The organism is Pseudomonas sp. BP11-1-1 (assembly GCF_052112105.1).
GTDB lineage: Bacteria > Pseudomonadota > Gammaproteobacteria > Pseudomonadales > Pseudomonadaceae > Aquipseudomonas > Aquipseudomonas alvandae.
The window spans coordinates 580,263-600,746 of sequence record NZ_JAUTYU010000001.1 but is presented as its reverse complement, the minus strand read 5'-3'; the positions used below and the strand labels follow the sequence as shown (position 1 = coordinate 600,746).

Genomic DNA, 20,484 nt, shown 5'->3' with positions numbered 1-20,484 from the left:
GGAGCGAGCTTGCTCGCGATGGCGATCCAGCAATCACCACAAAAATCCAAAGCCCGTACTCATTCAGTGCACAATCGAATTGGGCGGCAAATGCCCCAGTCGCTCGGTCAGGCGCAGCCGCTGGATCGGATCTTCACTGAGCATCAGCGCGTGCTCAAGGTCGAAGCGTTCAGCGTTAGGGCAGTCGAGGCGCTGGTAAAGACTGGCGCGCGCCAGGTAGTCGGCGGCGTTGGCGTTGCCCATTTCGAGCACTCGTTCGGCATCAATCAGCGCCGCGATGTAGTCATCGTTCGCCAGGTGCAATTGCCGCAGGTTGCGCGACAACCGTTGCAGCATCTGCATCGGCTCGGCATTGAACATATGCTCGGCCTTGAGCGGCATGTTCGTGCCGTACTGACGCTGCAGCAGTTCCCGGCAATCATTGGGGTACAACCGTCGGCCGCCGCACGGGTCGAGCAGATGGTCGGCACCGGGTACGCGTAGCAGGAAATGGCCGGGGAAATTGACACCGGCCATTGGGATTTCCAGGCCGCGGGCCAACTCCAGGGCGATCAGGCCGAGGGCCAGGGGCTGACCCCGTTTGTGCGCCAGGACCTTGTCCAGCAGTGCCGCGCGGGGCCGTAGCGGGGTGGAATCATCCTGGGCGAAACCCAGGTCATTGAGGCGTCGAAGCAAGGGCTGGCCCAATTCACTGACCGGCAACATGGGCAGGCCGTGGCTGACCTGCCGTTGCAGATCCTTGAAGTCCTTCAACAGCGTCGGTACATCCAACTCGCGATCATGTTCAGCGGCGATCCATAGCGCTGCTTCGAACAGCGCCGGTGGGGAGCGGTGCAGGCAATCAAAAAAGGCTTGGCGCGGCGTCATCACAATCTCCGGGCTATGCCTCGTTTTAGCTCTGCCATGGGTTTTCGTCCAGTCTCACAAATACGCAGTAACAGGTTATGCCGAAATAACAGGCAACGACTCATGCTTATTCCGGCGAACTCCAGCAATTTTCGAGCGCACGCCTATACTGGCGAAACAGACAAAAGTGATTCGGGAGCCTGTCGATGTTCGCTCTCATGCAAAGCTCCCGCCTTGAATCGCTGCACTTAAGCGTAGACCCGGTGACCGGGTTGAAGGCGGTGATTGCCATTCATTGCAGCCGCCCGGGGCCTGCCCTGGGAGGTTGTCGTTATCTTTCCTACCCCGACGACGAAAGTGCCGTGGCCGACGCCGTGCGCCTGGCCCAGGGCATGAGCTACAAGGCTGCCCTGGCCGGCTTGCCCGTGGGGGGCGGAGTGGCGGTCATCATGCGCCCTGCGCATGTCGAAAGCCGGGCCGCGCTGTTCGAAGCCTTTGGCCGTTGCATCGAGCAACTGGATGGTCGCTATATCACCGCCATCGACAGCGGGACGTCGGTGGCGGACATGGACTGCATCGCCCAGCAGACCCGTCACGTCACCAGCACCACCGCCTCGGGAGACCCGGCGCCGCACGCGGCGATGGGCGTCTTCGCCGGTATTCGCGCCACGGCGATGGCCCGTTTGGGCAGCGATAACCTGGAGAGCCTGCGCGTCGCGATCCAGGGCTTGGGCAACGTCGGTTATGCCCTGGCCGAACAACTGCACGCGGCGGGCGCGGAACTGCTGGTCAGCGACATCGACCCCGGCAAGGTCCAGTTGGCCATGGAGCAATTGGGTGCCCACCCCATCGCCAACGATGCATTGCTCAGCACACCGTGTGACATCCTGGCGCCTTGCGGGCTCGGCGGCGTGCTCAACAGCCACAGCGTGGCGCAACTGCGTTGCTCGGCGGTCGCCGGCTCGGCTCATAACCAACTGAGCAACTTGCAGGTGGCTGATCAATTGGAGAGGCGCGGGATCCTCTATGCGCCGGACTACGTGATCAACTCCGGCGGCCTGATCTATGTCGCCCTGAAGCATCGCGGCGAAGAGTTGCCGACCATCACCGCGCACCTGTCGAAGATCGGCGCCCGGCTCACGGAAGTCTTCGCCCACGCCCAGGCGGAAAAACGCTCGCCAGCCCGGGTGGCCGATGAGTTGGCGGAGCGTTTGTTGTACCGATGACGCCGTCGCGAGGTACTAGGGGCGACTGCCCTCGGCCAGTACGGCGGCCCGGCGTTCGCGGCTGTAGTTCAATGCGAAATGCGCCACGAGACCAAAGATCAGTCCCCAGAATGCGGCGGCCAAACCGAGGAAGCTCATGCCCGAAGCTGTCACCAGGAAGGTGATCAGCGCGGCTTCCCGTTGTTTGTCGTCGGCCATGGCACCGGTCAGCCCGGCACTGATCGCGCCGAACAAGGCCAGGCCGGCGAGGGACGCGATCAATTCTTTCGGCAGCGCGGAAAACACCGAGGCCAAGGTCGCGCCAAAAATGCCCATCAGGATGTAGAAGACCCCGCAGGCAATCCCGGCGATGTAGCGTTTGTCGCGGTCCTCATGGGCTTCGCGGCCGGTGCAGATCGCTGCGGTGATCGCGGCCAGGTTCAAGCCATGGGAGCCGAACGGAGCCATCAGGATCGAGCCGATGGCGGTGAAGGAAATGATCGAGCGAGCCGGCGTGTCATAGCCGGCGGTGCGCAGCACGGCCATGCCCGGCACGTATTGACCGGTCAAGGTGACCAGCGCCAGCGGCAGGCCGATGTTGATGATCGCGTGCCAGCTCCACTGCGGGGCGATGAAGACCGGATGGGCCACCGCAACATCGATCGAGCCGCTGTTGAGTTCGCCGAACGAAGCTGCCACCGCGCAGCCGATGATCAGCACCGACAGGATCGCGTAGCGTGGCGAGAAGCGCTTGAAGGCCAGATAGGCCGCGATCATCGCCAACACCAACACCGGTTGCAGTTCAATGGACGTGAACAGCCCGGCGCCGAAGCGGAACAGGATGCCGGCGAGCATGGCGGCGGCAATGGCCTTGGGCAGGCGGCTCATCAGTTTGTCGAACGCGCCGGACAGGCCGACCACGGCGATGATTACCGAAGCCACAATGTAGGCGCCGATGGCCTGGGGCAGGGTAACGGTGGGCAGCATCGACACCAGCAACGCCGCGCCCGGCGTCGACCACGCCGTGATCACCGGAACCCGCAGGCGCCAGCTCAGGAACAGCCCTGTCACCCCACTGCCAATGGAAATGGCCCAGATCCATGACGACACCACATCGTTGGGCAGCTGTGCTTCCTTGGCGGCCTGGAACACGATGATCAGTGGGCCGGCGTAGGAAATGATCACGGCAATAAAGCCTGCGATGATCGCGGAGAGGGATAGATCCTTTCTGATTGTGTCCATGAGGTCTCGGCTTGGCGCGCTGGGCACCCGAATGTTGGCGGTTGGGGGAATTGACTGAGTCGATTTTCGTGAGTGTATTTGAACGGATTGAATCGATTCAATAGGCGCGGTGATTAATCATTGAAATATTTTCACGGCGCTACGTTTTATCGCTGTGTAGGCGATTGCATCTGGCTATACGGCTTTTCGTGCTTCGGCATTCTGGCAAAGCAGTGAATCGATTCAATCAACTCAATTTGCGCCGCTTGCCGGAATGAGCCGCACGGCGCCTTGTGCTATGCTCGGCCACTGATCATTTCTACGATGGGCATTCGTCATTCATGTGGGTTCCCCAGCTAAGCGACACCAGCCAGCCGATGTACCTGTCGATCGCCGATGCACTGGCGCGCGATATCGACAGTGGAGTGTTGAATGAAGGTGATCGGCTGCCGACGCTGCGGGAGCTGGCCAGTGCGTTGGATGTCACGCCGGGCACCATCAGCCGGGCATACAGCGAAGCCCATCGGCGTCATTTGGTGCGCGGGGAAGTGGGACGCGGCACTTATGTGCTCAACCGCCAGTTACTTGAACTGCCGACGAGCAACAGTGCCGTGGCGCTCAACCTTGGCCAGCCTGAATTACTTGATCTGTCGATCATCAAACCCTACAGCGAGACGTTGGATTATTGGTTGCGCGGTGCGCTGGTGGGCATGGCCAGGAGCACCGATTTCGCTCGCGCCCTGGATTACGCCCCCGACGGTGGGCATCCGGCCCATCGTGAGGCAGGGGCGCAATGGCTTCGCCATTCATTGCCCGACGCTCAATGGCAACAGGTGGTCATCACGTCGGGTGCCCAGCATGGCTTGATGGTAGCGATGAGCGCCTTGACCCGTGCTGGCGACCTGGTGCTGTGCGAAGCGCTTTGCTATCCCGGCATCATTTCCCTTGCCCATGGCCTGGAACGTCGCCTGCGCGGCGTGCCGATGGATGACGAAGGCATCATTCCCGAGGCGTTGCGCGAGCTGTGCCTGCGGGAAAAACCGGCCATGCTGATTTGCGTGGCGACGTGCCAGAACCCCACGGCGGCAATCATGTCGCAACAACGCCGGGCCCAGATTGCGGCGCTTGCCGAAGAGTTCGATTTCATCATCCTGGACGATGATATCTACGGTTTTCTCGCGACCGATCCCTCGACCAAGCCGTTGGCCGCCTTTGCACCGGACCGTTCGGTGTACCTGACCAGCCTGTCCAAGTCGATCATGCCGGCGCTTCGCATCGGTTATCTCCATAGCCCGCCGAAACTGCTGTCGCGCCTGACCTCAATGGTGCGCAGCAGTGTCTGGATGCCCTCGCCGTTGACCGCGCAGTTGGCCAGCAACGTAATCACCGAGGGCCTGGACAAGAAGCTGGTTCGCATCCAGCGCAACGAAGCGGCTGCACGGCAAGCGATTGCCCAGGAAGTCTTCGCCAGGTTCGAGCTCAAGGCCCAGCCTTACTCGTATCACGTCTGGTTGACGTTGCCCGAGCCATGGACCAGCGATGAATTCACCATGCTCGCCCGGGCCAACGGCGTATTGGTACTCAGCGGCAGCCAGTTCCAGGCTGAACGTTCAGGCACCGCCAGCCGGTGCGTGCGCCTGGTGCTGATGTCCCCCACCAGCCAGGACGAATTGCGTTTCGCCCTGACCAAGCTCGCCAGCCTGATCGATTCGGACCCGCGTCGTTTCTATTGATAAAAAAAGATCGCAGCCTTCGGCAGCTCCTACGCGGTGTAGGTGCTGCCGAAGGCTGCGATCTTTTGGTCATTCGTCCGACGGGTTGAGCAACTCGGACAGGGCGTCCGGCTGGCTCTTGAATGCCTTGGCGAACACATCGCGATTCTTCGCCATGTAGATCCCGGCTTCTTCCACCTGTTGCTCGCTCAGCGATGGAACGGCTTTTTGCAACACCTCGGCCAGCAATTCGGCGAGCTCCAGCATTTTGTCATGACGGTCAGCTTCGGCTTTATCCATGAACAAGCGCTCCAGATCTCGGCTGCTGCGGTATACCACTTCGACGGCCATTCACCACCTCACATGCCTTCACATTGGTTATCGTGCGACTACTGTATTTATATACAGGCGAAAGAATAAGCGAATCCCTTCCCTTTGGATAGTGGCTTTTTAATGTAGGCGGTTTCGAGTCTTGTCGCGTAAGCCGTGCCTGTTCGCGACGCCGCCGTTTCGTGTGACACGTGTCGAATACCAGCCCATCGCCATCTCATCCAGGACACTGGCCTTTTTTCTGCATGCAGAACAACCGTCACGTCCAACCCGCATCATCCGGTCGAGTCGACCTAAGGAAACTACATCGTGAAAATCAACTGGGCCGAGAACCTGCGCCAGAACGTGCATCAACTGGCCGAATCGCTGGGCAACCTGTTCGTCGAGACGTTTCACTACCTGGCGCTGTTCGCCATTGGTGCGGTGACCGCATGGGCTGCGGTAATGGAATTCCTGCAGATGATCGAAACGGGACACATCAAGATCGATGACATCCTGCTGCTGTTCATCTACCTCGAATTGGGTGCGATGGTCGGGATCTATTTCAAGACCAACCACATGCCTGTACGGTTTTTGATCTACGTGGCGATCACGGCGCTGACGCGGCTGCTGATTTCCAACGTCTCCCACCACAGCCCGCCTGATCTGGGGATCATCTACCTGTGCGGCGGCATCTTGCTATTGGCGTTCGCGATCCTGGTGGTGCGCTACGCCTCGTCGCAGTTCCCTTCGGTGAAGATCGAACATCCGCACCGCAAGATCGGTGCGGGTTCCAGTGAACATACCGAAGTGGAGAAGGGCGAAATCTAGAGGCCGGCGGCAGAAGGTGCCGGGCCTTGGGCTTGGGGTGGCGGCACCTTGATGTTGTCACCGCCGGTCATGGCTTCGAGGATGGCCACGGCGCTGTGGCCCTGTTCGATGGCAATCCCGAACTGGATGCTCTGCACCAGGCGTTTGAGCCGTTCCGGATCGTTGCGTTGCTGGGCGCTGATCATGCGCTTGGCGACGATGCGCCCGCCCTTGGAAAGGGTCAGCATGATGCTTCCGTCCAGGCCCTGAATGCTCAGGTTGATTTGATACTGCGGCGCGAAGGCGTCCGTAATGATCTGAAAAGGGTTGTCCATGATGCGTCACCGCCTGATTGAACGTGCAGTTGTTGACCGGCCATGATCGGGATTAGTTCGCAATACCGGACCACCGGCCATTCCATGATCGTGTCCATCCAAAGGTTGCGGAGGGCGTCAGCCTCAAGGAATCGCCGTCTCGCCGCGTTCGGTAGCTTCTGCAGGCTCCTATAGAGGAGTTAGCAAGGGCCATGCCGGAAAAACTGTCGGACAATGATCACGGCGCCTGACGAGCGAATGCTCTGGAATGCGGCTTTCCATGCAGCCCGTTTCGGGGCAGGAAGCGGTTGATGTTCGCTGACGGTGCAAGAAGGGAAGGTGTTTGGAGGGGCTTGGGTGGGGTGAGGCAACTCCCGACATTAACAGCGCTTTTGCCCGTTGTCCGGCTTTATTTGCAAATCAATATTTATCTTTTTCCAGGGCTTGAATTGTTCTTCCGCCAGCCCGACTCTGTACTCAAGGGGCCGTTGCGCTAACGTCGATTGGCCCCTGGCGAGCTAGCCGAAATAAGGGATGAACTATGCAAATCCAAGTCAATAGCGATAACCATATTCAAAGCAGCATCCGACTGGAGGAGTGGGTACGTACTACCATTGAAAGCACGCTCGAACGTTACGAAGAAGACCTGACACGGGTCGAGGTCCATTTGGGGGATGAGAACGGCGACAAGCCCGGTCCCCATGACTTGCGTTGCCAGCTCGAGGCGCGGCCAAAAGGCCACCAGCCAATTTCGGTGACGCACAAGGCGGAATCGCTGGAGCTTGCCATCGAAGGCGCGGCCAGCAAACTGGAACACAAGTTGGAGCATCTGTTCGGCAAACTGCGCGGCAAGCGCGCTGCCACCAACGGGCCGACCGAGTCGATTGCGCTGGCCGATGCCATGCTGGAAGAAGAATTCCTGGAAAACGAACGGGCCGCGCTCAACGGTTGATCGCCCCGTCCCAACTTAAGTCTGACTGAAAACGGGCCTGCTAATGCAGGCCCGTTTGCGTTTAGCGCAGGAACGCCTGGCGATACTCTCCAGGCGTCGCGCCCAGGGCCTGGCGAAATCGGTGGGTGAAGTGGCTGGCGCTGGCAAATCCACAGGCCAGCGCTACATCGCCCAGCGGTTGCGAAGTGCTGCGCAATAGCTGCCGCGCCTGGGACAGGCGTCTTGCCAGCACATACTGATGGGGTGGCAATCCGAAGCTTTCACGGAACATCCGGGCAAAGTGGTATTCGGAGAGCGCGCACAACGCAGCCAGTTGTCCCAGACTGATGGCCTCGGCCAGTTGAGCGTCGATGTACTCCACCAGCATGCGCCGCTGGTGAGGAGCGAGCCCGCCCTTGAGACGAAGGTCCTGGCGTGGGCTGACCTGGCTGAGCAGCAAGTGGCTGAGCATGTCATGGGCGAGGCTGGTGGTGAGCAGGCGCTCGGCGGGCTCGTCCCAATTCAGGTTGATCAACTGGCGAAAGCGCTGCGCCTGTTGCGGGTCGTCAAGAAACGTCGCTTCGTGCAACTGCACTTGCCTGGGTTCGCGGTCGAGTAGCGTGACACAGCCAACGGCAAACTGCTCCGGGCTGAAATACAGGTGGGCCAGGCGGATGTCGCCGTTGATGACCCATGCTGATTCATGCTCTGCCGGCAGGACGCAGAGTTTGTCGGGCGCGCCGGTGGTATCAGGCCGCTCGCGGCGAAACGTACCGGTGCCGCCGGCGATATAGCACGACAGCGTATGGTGGGTCGGCGCTTCGTAGTCGCGGGCGTCGTGATGATTGCTCCACAAAGCGGCCGCCATGCCGTCACCGAGCTCGGCGCTGTGCTCAAGGCGAGCATTGGGCGAGCTGTTGAGGGCTTGGAAGACTTGCAGGGTTTGCAGACTGGCCATGATCGTTTCTCCAACGCTTGCATCCTACTCCGTCATCCGCCCCGTGCCAGCCTGACCCGCATAAAAACCGCAAGTTTACGCAAGCGCCGGACATGCATCGACGTGACACTGGAGGCCATTGCCAGGAGTCACCCTCATGAACCTCTCGTTGTACCTGCTGACCGTACTCATCTGGGGCACCACCTGGATCGCCTTGAAGCTGCAGTTGGGCGTCGTCGCGATTCCCGTGTCGATTGTCTATCGCTTCGGTCTTGCCGCGCTGATCCTGTTCGCGATGCTGGTGCTCAGCCGGCGTCTACAAGTGATGAACCGGCGCGGCCACTTGATCTGCCTCGCCCAGGGCCTTTGCCTGTTCTGCATCAACTTCATGTGTTTCCTCACCGCAAGCCAGTGGATTCCCAGCGGATTGGTTGCGGTGGTGTTCTCCACCGCGACCCTCTGGAATGCCATGAACGCCCGGGTGTTCTTCGGCCAGCGCATCGCCCGTAACGTGTTGCTGGGCGGCGCCTTGGGACTGTTCGGGCTGGCGCTATTGTTCTGGCCGGAACTGGCTGGTCACCGCGCAAGCCCGCAAACCTTGCTCGGGTTGGCGTTGGCGTTGCTGGGGACGTTGTGTTTCTCGGCGGGCAACATGTTGTCGAGCCTGCAACAGAAAGCCGGCCTCAAGCCGCTGACCACCAACGCCTGGGGCATGGCATACGGGGCGGCGATGTTGTCGGTGTGGTGTCTGTTCCAGGGCATCCCGTTCGACATGGAATGGAACGTTCGCTACGTCGGCTCGCTGCTGTACCTGGTGATCCCAGGCTCGGTGATCGGGTTCACTGCCTACCTGACGCTGGTCGGCCGCATGGGTCCGGAGCGCGCAGCGTATTGCACGGTATTGTTTCCGGTGGTGGCGTTAAACGTTTCGGCGTTCGCGGAAGGCTATCAATGGACGGCGCCAGCGCTGGCAGGGCTGGTGTTGGTAATGCTGGGTAACGTGCTGGTGTTTCGCAAGCCACGACCAGTGGAGGCGAAAGTCGCACTGGGGGCTCGTTGAGGCATGACGGCTGGCGATAATCCCGTGGCGAGGGAGCTTGCTCCCGCTGGGTTGCGAAGCGACCCCAAGGTGTATCTGTCGCCACGGTGTATCAGATAACCGCAAGGGGCTGCTGCGCCCGAGGCGTCGGACCGGCCCAGCGGGAGCAAGCTCCCTCGCCACAGTGTGTTTTATTTCCAGACTTGCGGGTTGACCAGGTTCTTCGGTCGTTCGCCGGTCAATGCGCTGCGCAAGTTTTCCACGGCAAGATTGGCCATGGCTTCCCGGGTTTCGTGGGTCGCCGAGCCGATGTGTGGCAAGGTCACGGCGTTTTTCAACTGGAACAGTGGCGACTCGGCCAGCGGCTCTTTCTCGTAGACGTCCAGCCCGGCGCCACGGATGCGCTGGGTCTGCAGGGCTTCGATCAGTGCTGGCTCGTCCACCACCGGACCGCGGGAAATATTGACGAGGATCGCGCTCGGTTTCATCAGGCCCAGTTCGCGCTGGCCGATCAGGTGGCGGGTCTTCTCGCTGAGGGGCACCACGAGGCAGACGAAATCCGCTTCGGCCAGCAACTGGTCCAGTTCGCGAAATTGCGCGTCCAACTCGTTTTCCAGCGCTGTCTTGCGACTGTTGCCGCTGTACAGGATGGGCATGTTGAACCCCAGCCGGCCGCGTCGGGCAATCGCCGCTCCGATATTGCCCATGCCGACGATGCCCAGGGTCTTGCCATGCACATCGCTGCCGAACAACTGTGGCCCGACGGTTGCCTGCCACTCTCCGGCCTTGGTCCAGGCGTCCAGCTCAGCGACGCGACGGGCGCTGCTCATCAGCAGGGCGAACGCCAGGTCGGCAGTGCTTTCGGTGAGCACGTCGGGGGTGTTGGTGAGCATGATCCCGCGTTCATTGAAGTACGCCAGGTCGTAGTTGTCATAGCCCACCGACACACTGGATACCACCTCAAGCTTGGTGGCGTGCTGCAGCTGCTCGCGGCCAAGCTTGCGGCCGACGCCGATCAGTCCATGGACGTGGGGCAAGGCTTCGTTGAACTGCGCGTTGATGTCGCCCTTCGACGGGTTGGGCACGATCACGTCGAAGTCCTGCTGCAGGCGTTCGATCATCGGTGGCGTGATACGGCTGAAGGCAAGTACGGTTTTTTTCATCGTGCAAGGCTCATCTGCAAGGAATACCAAGCACGCTAACATTCTTGGCGGCAGTTAGGCGAGAGGGGGCGGCGTAATCGCAGGGCCACCAGTCTCTTGTGGGAGCGAGCTTGCTCGCGATAGCGGTGTATCAGGCGACGACAGACTGGCACATGAATCGCTATCGCGAGCAAGCTCGCTCCCACAGGGATTCTCAGAGATTCATGCCGCGCGCAGGGAAATAAAGGCGTAATTGACGGGGGCCTCCGTGACCACCCGCGCGCCACTGGCCATGACCTGGCTGGCAATGTCATCCCCCGACAAATGGAACTGCCATTCGCTGGCTTGCGGCTGCAGTGGCTGCGAACGGGCCAGGTCGATGGCCGCGGCAAACGCCTCCATGTTCGGCAGGTACGCCGTGAATCCGTCGCCCTTCAGGGCCGTGGTATGAATGCCCAAGGAGGCGCAGATTCGTTCCTTGATGCCGATTTCTTCACGGTCAGCCTGACGTGAGCGCTCGATCAATCCTGCCAGTTCCTGATCCACCAACTTGCCGCCGACGATCAACTGCGGCCCCGTTTCCCACGACTCCGGTGGACAGTCCTTGGCGGCGGTATTGAGCGGGATGTGCGGATTGATTTCCATCGGATAGATGCGGCACACCAAAGGCCTGCGCTCATAGATGCTGCACAGGTTGTCGGCATCCAGGTTGTGGCAGGGGCCGGCGTTGTAGGCGGCAAAAGTGATTGCCACCAAGGCTTCGCTCGTGCCGCTGCGGACCACCGCAGAGCGCCGTTCGGCATGTTCGCGCTGCGCCACGGGCAGGCCGAGGCCATTGGGCAGGAAGGCCTCGATCAGGACGATCACTTGACCGCCGTCACTCGCCCACATCCTGGCTTCGTCGAGCGTCAGGGGAACGTGATGACCGGAGCAGCACTTGCCGCACCCTACGCAGGAGAACGTTGTATTCATTAATCGACCGCAGGCAAATAGGCTGGAAGCGGCGTCAGAAAAACGCCGTAATGATCAGTGCGAAGCAAGTTATGCGCCATTCACTGGGACGTGCCGGCGGGACGGATCGAGTCCCATTCGGTAACGAAGGCGGTCTTGGTTTTCTTGCGGTAGAGGCACAGTTCGGTACCGGTCGCGCCTTTCATGTGCTTTTGCGGGTATTGGCCTTGCAGCAGCAGCGCGGTGTAGCCGACGCGGTCATCGAATTGCGCGGCGGTGCCGACCGGTTCGGCGTTTTTCAAGCCACTGGCCTTGACGCAACTGGCGAGTACTTTCTTGTCATAGGTGGCCCAGGCGTCGGAGCTGGAGGCGTGGGCCTGCGACGACAGGGCGATCAGGGTGAAGAGAATCAGGGCTGGGGTTTTCATCAGGAAAGTCCTTGTTCTGGGAAACCAGGACAAGAGTATGCCTGAGGCGAGGGCGAAGGGCGGGTGACGAGAATGGATCGCGGCTTTCGTTGCGCTGGAGCCAAAGAAAGCTGCGATCGATTTTCAGCGAACTCAGCGGCCTTGTTCAGCCACGGCCTTGGCCGCCGTGATCAGGCACTTGGTCAGTTCGGGCGAAGAGAACTTGGTCAGCACGCCGTTGGCGCCGGCCAATCGTGCTTTTTCGCTGTTCATGGCGCTGTCGAGCGAGGTGTGCAGCAATACGTAGAGATGGGCGAAATCCGGCGTCTCGCGCAGCGTACGGGTAAGTGCATAGCCGTCCATCTCCGACATCTCGATATCGGAGACGATCAGGTTGATCTCCTGCGCGGTGCCTTGCAGTTCCAGCAGGCAATCGATGGCTTCCTTGGCGCTGCGGGCCGTGTGGCATTGCAGGCCCAGGTTGCGCAGGGTATGCACCGATTGTTGCAGGGCGACCTGGCTGTCATCGACCACCAGGATCCGCGCGTTGCCGAGCACTTCGGCGTCTTCCATGCTCAGCTCGGTGGGCGCCGTCTCGATCTGTGCCGGGGCGATGCCATGGATGACTTTTTCGATATCAAGCACTTGCACCAGCGTGCCGTCCACCGAGGTCACACCGGTGATGAACGCACGCACGCCGCCGGAGCCGTAGGGCGGTGGCTTGATGTCGGTGGTCAGGCAATGGACGATTTTGCTCACGGCCTGGACATGCAGGCCTTGTTTGGAACGGCTGACGTCGGTGACGATCAGGCAGCCGCCATCGGGATCTTCCAGCGGGCGCTCGCCAATGGCGCGGCTCAGGTCGATCACCGACAGTGACGTTCCGCGCAGCGTGGCGATGCCTTTGACGTGCGGGTGCGACTCCGGCAGTTTGGTCAGCGGCGGGCAGGGAATGATTTCACTGACTTTGAGCAGGTTGATTGCCATCAGCTTGCCGCTGCGCAAGGTAAACAGCAGAAGCGAAAGTGAATCTGCGCGGGCTTTGTTGGAAGACATAAAAACCTTCTGTGTAAAAAGGTGGGGCGAGCGATGTAGATCGCCAAGACAGCTTTTGATAACGGGTTATCGACTTGTAGGGGGCAGGCTTTAGGGCGAAAGCTTGTCGATCGCATGGATCGCTGCCACAAGCCACTATTTCAGGCCCAGCCGTTTCGCCATCCGCCCCAGGTTCGCCCGGTCCAGGCCCAGCTCGCGGGCGGCGCTGGCCCAGTTGTGCTGGTGACGTTCCAGGCAAGCGCTGATGATTTGCCTTTGATAGTTTTCCATGGCCTGGCGCAGGTCGCCGGTCATGATTTCCGGCTGCGCTGGTGCAGCGATAGCAATGGGTGCGTTGTCCGAGGCTGCGCGGGGCAGGTCCAGGTCTTCGGCGCTCAAACTGAGGATTTTCGGCCGTACCTTGCAATGGCCCAGCGCTTTCAACGCGCTGCGGCCAATCAGATGTTCCAGTTCGCGCACATTGCCCGGCCAATCGTAGGCCAGCAGCGCGGCCTGGGCATCGCTGGTCAAGCGCAGGCTCCCGAGGCCCATGCGCGACCGGTTCTGTTCCAGGAAAAAACCGGCGAGCAGCAACACATCACGCCCGCGATCACGCAGTGCGGGCACCTGCAGCGGGTACACGCTCAAGCGATGGTAGAAGTCGGCCCGATAACGGCCATTGCGCACTTCGTCGGCGAGGTCGCGATTGGTCGCCGCGATCAGGCGTACGTCGACGCGGTGTTCCTTGTCCGAGCCCAGGCGTTGCAACTGACCGCTCTGCAAGACCCGCAGCAACTTGGCCTGGACGGTCAGGGACAGCTCGCCCACCTCATCGAGGAACAAGGTTCCGCCATCGGCCAGTTCGAATTTGCCGCGCCGGTCGTTCATGGCTCCGGTGAAAGCGCCGCGCACATGACCGAACAGCTCGCTTTCCACCAGGGTGTCCGGCAGGGCGGCGCAGTTGAGGCTGATCAGCGGTTGGTCGGCGCGGTTGGAGGCTGCGTGTATCGCCTGGGCGACCAGTTCCTTGCCGACGCCGGTTTCGCCGGTGATCAGCACCGTCAGGTCGCTGCCGCCCACCAACTTGATTTCTTCCACCAGGCGTTTGTGGGCCTTGCTCTGGCCAACCATGTCGCGATGCTGCTGGCCGCTCGCCTGGCGATAGACCTCGGCGCGGTGATGCTCATCCTCGGCCCTCAGAGCCAACCGCTCGATCCGTTCGGCGGCGCTGACAGTGGCGGCGGCGAGGCTGGCGAAGGCTTGCAAGGCGCTCAGGTCGATCGGTTCGAAGCGTTCCGGATCCAATGAATCAAGGGTCAGCAACCCCCAGGGCCGCTCATCGACGAACAGCGGGCAACCCATGCAGTCGTGGACTTCCAGATGTTCGTCCAGGCCTTCGACCAGCCCGTCGTAGGGATCGGGCAGGTCACTGTCGGTGGCGAAGCGGGTTGGCTGCGAATTGGCCAGCAACGCCTCGAAACGCGGGTGTTCGTTGATACGAAATCGCCGTCCCAATGTGTCGGTGCTCAAGCCATCCACGGCCAACGGCACGAGGCAATCCCCGTCCAGGCGCAGCAGCGCGGCGGCGTCGCACGGCAGCAGGGCGCGCAAGGCGCCGAGCAAGCGCCGATAACGCTCGCCTTCCGGCAGTTCGCGGGACAGATCCGCCACCAGGGGCAGCAGTGAGGTGAGCAAGGAAGTTGCGGTCATAATGACTCCAGTTGGTCATAACGACTATAAAGGTTGCGGTGTCTTTATGACTATCTATTTATTAACCTATTGAAATTAAACGATAAATTTTATGGCATGAAAACTGATAAGCATGGGTATCCGTTATCTGTTCCACGCGAGGAGTTACCTATGCTGAGTCGAGAACAACGCGCCATCATCCGTTCCACTGTCCCATTGCTCGAGAGCGGTGGTGAAGCGCTGATCACTCATTTCTACCGCATGATGTTGTCCGAATATCCCCAAGTGCGCCCGCTGTTCAACCAGGCTCACCAGGCCAGCGGCGACCAACCCCGGGCGCTGGCCAATGGCGTGCTGATGTATGCGCGCCATATCGATCAGCTCGACCAATTGGGTGACCTGGTGGCGAAAATCGTCAACAAGCACGTGGCCTTGCAAATCCAGCCTGAACATTACCCGATCGTTGGTGCCTGCCTGCTGCGGGCAATCGCTGAAGTGCTGGGCGAAGAAATCGCCACGCCAGAAGTGATCGAGGCATGGGGCGCGGCTTATAACCAACTGGCCGATATCCTGATCGGCGCCGAGACCGGCCTGTATGACCAGAAGGCCGCGGCGCCGGGTGGCTGGCGCGGTGAGCGGGCATTCATCCTCACCGCGAAGGTGCCGGAGAGCGCGGAAATCACTTCGTTCTACTTTGAACCGGCCGACAATGGCCCGATCTTGCAGGCCGAGCCTGGCCAATACATCGGCATGAAGTTGGTCCTGGACGGTGAAGAAGTGCGCCGCAATTATTCGCTGTCGGCCCTGGCGGACAACGGGCAGTACCGCATCAGCGTGAAGCGCGAGGCGGGTGGCCGGGTATCCAATTACCTGCACGACGAGTTCCAGGTCGGCAGCAGTATCCAATTGTTCCCGCCATCCGGGGATTTCTACCTCACCGACAGCGACAAACCGCTGGTGCTGATCAGTGGCGGCGTCGGCATCACTCCGACCCTCGCGATGTTGCAGGCGGCGTTGCAGACCGAGCGTCCCGTGCACTTCATCCATTGCGCGCGCAATGGGCAAGTACACGCCTTCCGCGACTGGATCGACGACCTGGCCAGCCGGCATCCGCAACTCAAGCGCTTCTATTGCTACGACGAGCATGACGGCACAGGCCCTGCGGCTGACAAGGTCGGGCTGTTGAGCCAGGACCAACTGGCGCAGTGGTTGCCGGAGCAACGCGACCTGGACGCCTATTTCCTTGGGCCGAAGGGTTTCATGGCGGCGATCAAGCGGCATCTCAAGGCGTTGGGCGTGCCGGCGGAGCAAAGTCGCTACGAGTTCTTCGGGCCGGCGGCTGCGTTGGAATAAAGGCTGCGGGCGACCTGGGAGACCGGGTTGCCTTCATCGCGAGCAAGCTCGCTCCCACAGTTTTTCGGGGGCCATTCTGTTGGCGTACCCCCAATCCCTGTGGGAGCGAGCTTGCTCGCGAAAGCGCCGGCATGACCGGCGCTGCCCTCTCGCTGAAATTAATCCGCGCTTAACCCCCTTCCTGTTTATTCCCTCGATACTGCCGACTGCCGCTCGTTCATCTTCTGCGTGTAGACTTCGGCCATCCGATAACGCGCCACGTGCCGCAAGGCTGCGCGTCGATCCATGCACTTAAGGGAAACGCAATGAATGAGGAAATGATGCGGCTGGGCCGTGAGCGGCGCTATCTCGTGCTGCTGGGGCTTATCTGCCTGGCGCTGATCGGCGGCGCGCTCTATATGCAGGTGGTCCTCGGTGAGGCTCCCTGCCCACTGTGCATCCTGCAACGCTATGCGTTGTTGCTGATCGCGATCTTCGCCTTCATCGGCGCGGCGATGCGCAGCCGCCGCAGCCTGACGATTTTTGAAGGCCTGGTTGTGCTTTGCGCCTTGGCCGGCGCGGGAGTGGCAGGGCATCACGTATACACCCAGTTCTTCCCGGCGGTCAGCTGCGGTATCGATGTGCTGCAGCCGATTGTCGATGACCTGCCGCTGGCGAAAATCTTCCCGCTGGGCTTCCAGGTCGATGGTTTCTGCTCCACCCCGTATCCGCCGATCCTCGGATTGTCGCTGGCGCAATGGGCGCTGGTGGCGTTCGTACTGACCGTCGTGTTGGTGCCATTGCTGGTGTCGCGCAACCGCAAGGCCATTCGCTGAGGCAACGCAGGACGACGCCCCGGTTTCCTTACCAGGAACCGGGGCGTTTTTCGTTTCAGGCCCGGTAAGGATCAGCCTTGATCCGAGGCAAGAATAGCCTGCGGCAATGTGCGACACGTTGTCACACATGTTGCGTCCGGGCTCCTTTCAAGACGCGAATTGACGCCTGGATCTGTAATAAAAAAACAGCCTGCTGGCACTTTGCAGAGTACGTAGAGGTGATCTCGGGCAGGCATTTTTAACAGCGAAGCGCTTCACCGCCCAGGCCCCGAAAAACGGGCGCCCGAAAGCTATCAAGGCTCAGTCATGCGACCTGGAGCTGTCTAAATCGGGCGTAGTAGCCTTACGTTTTTTGGGGTTCTTGTTGAGAATGAATTTCGATAAGATGCTGGCCCGTTGCGATATTGACAACAGATTGTTGCCGGTTCGGATAAAAATTATTTCGGGATGAGACATGGTCTACAGCGCGTCACCTCACTACAATCGCCCGCACCGAATTTCCGACCCGGCTCAGGCTTGAGCACGAGAGTGGTCGAAGGGCGCCAGCGCCCCATGCGACCCCAGGTGTCGGTGCCTCCAACTATCCGCACCAAATGGAATTGGGCTTGAACTAGGCCTTTGACCAACGAATAAGAACTCACTGCTGGCCCAGGATGTGTCGAACAGCCGCTGACGTTCGACGGGCAGCCCTTATTCAATCCAAGAAAATGCCAACCCTTGGCAGGGTGAAGTGTTGGCGATCAAAACCCAACTGCATTGCGCAAGCTGCTTTAGAGGTCGTGAGATGAGTAAAAACAGGTACCCCCGATTACTAGGCTTGTTGCCGCTGCTCGGCACGTTGCTGCTGGGAGGCTGCAACATGACCCTGCTCGATCCCAAGGGCCAGGTCGGCCTGGATGAACGAAACCTGATCATCACCGCCACGCTGCTGATGTTGCTGGTCGTTGTGCCGGTTATCGTCATGACGTTTCTGTTCGCCTGGAAATACCGCGCGTCCAACACCCAGGCCACCTACACGCCGAAATGGTCGCATTCGACCAAGATCGAAGTGGCGGTATGGACCATCCCGGTGCTGATCATCATTGCCTTGGGTTATGTCACCTACAAGTCGACCCACGCCCTGGACCCGTATCGTCCACTGGATTCCGACGTCAAGCCGATCACCATCGAAGTGGTGTCGATGGACTGGAAGTGGCTGTTCATCTATCCGGAACAAGGCATCGCCACGGTCAACAAGATCGTGTTCCCGGCCCACACGCCGATCAACTTCAAGGTCACCTCTGACACCGTGATGAACTCGTTCTTCATCCCGGGCCTGGGCGGCCAGATCTACGCGATGGCCGGCATGCAGACCAAGCTGCACCTGATCGCCAACCAGAACACCGAACTCGAAGGTATCTCCGCCAACTACAGCGGCGCGGGCTTTACCGGCATGAAGTTCAAGGCGACCGCCACCACCCAGGAAGAATTCGACGCCTGGGTAAACGAAGTCAAGAAGGCACCTAAACAGCTTGAAAAAGCTGAATACGAAGCCCTTTCCAAGCCGAGCCAGAACAACCCAGTCGAACTCTACTCGTCGGTAACGCCGAACCTGTTCCAGACCATCATCGACAAGTATGAAGGGATGAATCCGGGCAAGCCGATGCATCACGAGAAGGGCGAGAAGGAAGTGGCTCACAACATGGAAGGGATGGACATGAGCTCGCATTCAGCTGCCGGGGCAGAGGAGTAAACGATGTTTGGTAAATTAAGTTGGGAAGCGATCCCGTTCCACGAGCCGATTGTCATGGTGACCCTCGCCATCATCGCGCTCGGTGGTCTGGCGTTGTTCGCCGGTATCACTTATTTCAAGAAGTGGACCTATCTGTGGACTGAGTGGCTGACCTCGGTCGATCACAAGAAGATCGGCGTGATGTACATCATCGTCGCCATGGTCATGCTGCTGCGCGGTTTTGCCGACGCGATCATGATGCGTACCCAGCTGGCCATGGCCACCGAGGGTTCGCCTGGCTACCTGCCGCCTGAACACTATGACCAGATCTTCACCGCCCACGGTGTGATCATGATCATCTTCATGGCGATGCCATTCTTCACCGGCCTGATGAACCTTGCAGTGCCGCTGCAGATCGGTGCCCGTGACGTTGCCTTCCCGTTCCTGAACTCCCTGAGCTTCTGGCTGCTGGTGTCTGGCGTGGTGCTGATCAACCTGTCCCTGGGTGTCGGCGAATTCGCCAAGACCGGTTGGGTTGCCTATCCGCCGTTGTCGGGGCTGCAATACAGTCCGGGCGTGGGGGTGGATTACTACATCTGGGCGCTACAGCTATCCGGGTTGGGGACAACGCTGACGGGGGTCAACTTCCTGGCCACCGTGCTGAAGATGCGTACCCCTGGCATGAAGCTGATGGACATGCCGATCTTCACCTGGACCTGCACCTGGGCCAACGTGCTGATCGTCGCTTCGTTCCCGATCCTCACCGCTACCCTGGCACTGCTGACGCTTGACCGTTACATGGATTTCCACATCTTCACCAATGAACTGGGTGGAAATCCGATGATGTACGTGAACCTGTTCTGGGCCTGGGGTCACCCTGAGGTGTACATCCTGATCCTGCCGGCGTTCGGTATTTTCTCCGAAGTCATCTCGACGTTCTCCGGCAAGAAACTGTTTGGCCACCACTCGATGATCTACGCTTCCGGCGCGATCTCGGTACTGGGCTTCATGGTCTGGCTGCACCACTTCTTCACCATGGGCTCGGGGGCCAGCGTCAACGCCTTCTTCGGCCTGGCGACGATGCTGATTTCGATCCCGACCGGGGTGAAACTGTTCAACTGGCTGTTCACCATCTACCAGGGGCGCCTGCGCTTCACCAGCCACGTGATGTGGACCCTGGGCTTCATGGTGACCTTCGCCATCGGCGGCATGACCGGCGTACTGCTGGCCATTCCGGGCGCGGACTTCGTGCTGCACAACAGCCTGTTCGTGATTGCGCACTTCCACAACGTGATCATTGGCGGCGCGGTGTTCGGCTACATCGCCGGCTTCGCCTTCTACTTCCCGAAAGCGTTCGGCTTCAAGCTGCACGAAGGCTGGGGCAAGGCAGCGTTCTGGTTCTGGATCACCGGCTTCTTCGTCGCGTTCATGCCGCTCTATGTACTGGGCTTCATGGGCATGACTCGTCGCCTGAACACCACCACCAACCCTGAGTGGGTGCCGTACCTGTACGTCGCCATGTTCGGTGCGGTGATGATCGCTGTCGGTATCGCCTGCCAGCTAATCCAGCTTTACGTCAGCGTGCGTGACCGCAAGAAGCCGGAAAACATGTGCGAACACGGTGACCCGTGGAATGCCCATACCCTGGAATGGTCGACTTCTTCGCCACCACCGTTCTACAACTTCGCCGTGCTGCCGAAAGCGGACGTGATCGACCCGTTCACCGAAGCCAAGGAAAACGGTACCGCGTACCAGACTCCGGCCAAGTATTCGCCGATCCACATGCCCAACAACACCGCGACCGGTGTGGTCATGGGCGGACTGTTGACCGTGTTCGGTTTCGCGATGATCTGGCACATCTGGTGGCTGGCCATCGCCAGCCTGGTCGGCACTGTGGTGTATTTCGCCATCCATGCCGCCCGTGACGATCAGGGCTACATGGTGCCGGTGGATGTCATCGAACGCATCGAAGCCGAGCAGCACAAGCGCCTGGTCGCGGCCGGGAAAGTCCCTGCCACCGCCACCCGTGTTGAAACCTCGTTGGAACAGGCTTAAAC

The 20,484-nt window shown here is 60.2% G+C and carries 19 protein-coding genes; 9 read left to right on the top strand and 10 right to left on the bottom strand.

From position 1 onward, the window contains the following. Positions 1 to 63 precede the first annotated feature (63 nt). A complete protein-coding gene (locus Q7C33_RS02590; protein ID WP_198796633.1) occupies positions 64 to 867 on the bottom strand; it encodes a SirB1 family protein in 804 nt (267 codons plus the stop codon). A gap of 185 nt (positions 868 to 1,052) precedes the next feature. On the opposite strand from Q7C33_RS02590, the gene Q7C33_RS02585 reads away from it, so the two are divergent. Then, positions 1,053 to 2,072, top strand: a complete 1,020-nt coding sequence (locus Q7C33_RS02585; RefSeq protein ID WP_030139906.1) for a Glu/Leu/Phe/Val dehydrogenase family protein — start codon at positions 1,053 to 1,055, stop codon at positions 2,070 to 2,072. Positions 2,073 to 2,087: 15 nt separating this feature from the next. Here the strand turns inward: Q7C33_RS02585 and Q7C33_RS02580 are convergent, their stop codons facing one another. Beyond that, entirely contained in the window at positions 2,088 to 3,293 is a 1,206-nt protein-coding gene (locus Q7C33_RS02580; protein ID WP_030139907.1) for a benzoate/H(+) symporter BenE family transporter, read from the bottom strand. A 320-nt stretch (positions 3,294 to 3,613) separates the two neighbouring features. On the opposite strand from Q7C33_RS02580, the gene Q7C33_RS02575 reads away from it, so the two are divergent. Then, positions 3,614 to 5,005 (top strand): aminotransferase-like domain-containing protein, encoded by a 1,392-nt coding sequence (locus tag Q7C33_RS02575; protein ID WP_030139908.1) that lies wholly within the window; start codon positions 3,614 to 3,616, stop codon positions 5,003 to 5,005. Between the two features lie 69 nt (positions 5,006 to 5,074). Here the strand turns inward: Q7C33_RS02575 and Q7C33_RS02570 are convergent, their stop codons facing one another. After that, positions 5,075 to 5,335: a YebG family protein gene (locus Q7C33_RS02570; protein ID WP_003205410.1), complete on the bottom strand. Its 261-nt coding sequence runs from the start codon at positions 5,333 to 5,335 to the stop codon at positions 5,075 to 5,077. A 288-nt stretch (positions 5,336 to 5,623) separates the two neighbouring features. Between Q7C33_RS02570 and Q7C33_RS02565 the strand changes: the two genes are divergently transcribed. Further along, a complete protein-coding gene (locus Q7C33_RS02565; protein ID WP_030139909.1) occupies positions 5,624 to 6,124 on the top strand; it encodes a phosphate-starvation-inducible protein PsiE in 501 nt (166 codons plus the stop codon). Here the strand turns inward: Q7C33_RS02565 and Q7C33_RS02560 are convergent. Then, positions 6,121 to 6,438: a DUF3509 domain-containing protein gene (locus Q7C33_RS02560; protein WP_030139910.1), complete on the bottom strand. Its 318-nt coding sequence runs from the start codon at positions 6,436 to 6,438 to the stop codon at positions 6,121 to 6,123. The two genes, Q7C33_RS02565 and Q7C33_RS02560, sit on opposite strands and share 4 nt — an antisense overlap. 520 nt (positions 6,439 to 6,958) lie before the next feature. Here Q7C33_RS02560 and Q7C33_RS02555 point away from each other — a divergent pair. Continuing rightward, positions 6,959 to 7,369, top strand: coding sequence for an HPF/RaiA family ribosome-associated protein (locus Q7C33_RS02555; RefSeq protein WP_030139911.1), 411 nt, complete (start codon positions 6,959 to 6,961; stop codon positions 7,367 to 7,369). A 61-nt stretch (positions 7,370 to 7,430) separates the two neighbouring features. Here Q7C33_RS02555 and Q7C33_RS02550 read toward each other — a convergent pair whose 3' ends face one another. Then, a complete protein-coding gene (locus tag Q7C33_RS02550; RefSeq protein ID WP_198796631.1) occupies positions 7,431 to 8,306 on the bottom strand; it encodes a helix-turn-helix domain-containing protein in 876 nt (291 codons plus the stop codon). 136 nt (positions 8,307 to 8,442) lie between these two features. Here Q7C33_RS02550 and Q7C33_RS02545 point away from each other — a divergent pair, with 136 nt between their 5' ends. Then, entirely contained in the window at positions 8,443 to 9,345 is a 903-nt protein-coding gene (locus tag Q7C33_RS02545) for a DMT family transporter (RefSeq protein WP_407682792.1), read from the top strand. A 170-nt stretch (positions 9,346 to 9,515) separates the two neighbouring features. Here Q7C33_RS02545 and Q7C33_RS02540 read toward each other — a convergent pair whose 3' ends face one another. The 5 genes from Q7C33_RS02540 to norR all read right to left on the bottom strand — a co-directional run bounded on the left by Q7C33_RS02540 (position 9,516) and on the right by norR (position 14,569). Further along, positions 9,516 to 10,487 carry a 2-hydroxyacid dehydrogenase gene (locus Q7C33_RS02540; RefSeq protein ID WP_407682791.1) on the bottom strand — a complete coding sequence of 324 codons (972 nt, stop codon included), beginning with the start codon at positions 10,485 to 10,487 and terminating at the stop codon, positions 9,516 to 9,518. Between the two features lie 201 nt (positions 10,488 to 10,688). After that, positions 10,689 to 11,438, bottom strand: coding sequence for a YkgJ family cysteine cluster protein (locus Q7C33_RS02535; RefSeq protein ID WP_198796630.1), 750 nt, complete (start codon positions 11,436 to 11,438; stop codon positions 10,689 to 10,691). A gap of 80 nt (positions 11,439 to 11,518) precedes the next feature. Beyond that, positions 11,519 to 11,845, bottom strand: coding sequence for a hypothetical protein (locus tag Q7C33_RS02530; protein WP_030139916.1), 327 nt, complete (start codon positions 11,843 to 11,845; stop codon positions 11,519 to 11,521). A 132-nt stretch (positions 11,846 to 11,977) separates the two neighbouring features. Further along, entirely contained in the window at positions 11,978 to 12,880 is a 903-nt protein-coding gene (locus tag Q7C33_RS02525) for a chemotaxis protein CheV (protein ID WP_030139917.1), read from the bottom strand. A 135-nt stretch (positions 12,881 to 13,015) separates the two neighbouring features. Further along, complete coding sequence (gene norR / locus Q7C33_RS02520) at positions 13,016 to 14,569, bottom strand: nitric oxide reductase transcriptional regulator NorR (RefSeq protein ID WP_198796629.1); 1,554 nt, start codon at positions 14,567 to 14,569, stop codon at positions 13,016 to 13,018. Positions 14,570 to 14,719: 150 nt separating this feature from the next. Here norR and hmpA point away from each other — a divergent pair, with 150 nt between their 5' ends. The 4 genes from hmpA (at position 14,720) to cyoB (ending at position 20,482) form a co-directional block, all read left to right on the top strand. Beyond that, positions 14,720 to 15,901, top strand: a complete 1,182-nt coding sequence (hmpA, locus tag Q7C33_RS02515; RefSeq protein ID WP_407682790.1) for an NO-inducible flavohemoprotein — start codon at positions 14,720 to 14,722, stop codon at positions 15,899 to 15,901. Positions 15,902 to 16,206: 305 nt separating this feature from the next. Next, complete coding sequence (locus Q7C33_RS02510; RefSeq protein ID WP_030139920.1) at positions 16,207 to 16,716, top strand: disulfide bond formation protein B; 510 nt, start codon at positions 16,207 to 16,209, stop codon at positions 16,714 to 16,716. Positions 16,717 to 17,500: 784 nt separating this feature from the next. Then, positions 17,501 to 18,448: a ubiquinol oxidase subunit II gene (gene cyoA / locus Q7C33_RS02505; RefSeq protein WP_407682789.1), complete on the top strand. Its 948-nt coding sequence runs from the start codon at positions 17,501 to 17,503 to the stop codon at positions 18,446 to 18,448. A 3-nt stretch (positions 18,449 to 18,451) separates the two neighbouring features. Further along, a complete protein-coding gene (gene cyoB / locus Q7C33_RS02500; protein ID WP_407682788.1) occupies positions 18,452 to 20,482 on the top strand; it encodes a cytochrome o ubiquinol oxidase subunit I in 2,031 nt (676 codons plus the stop codon). Positions 20,483 to 20,484: the final 2 nt, after the last annotated feature.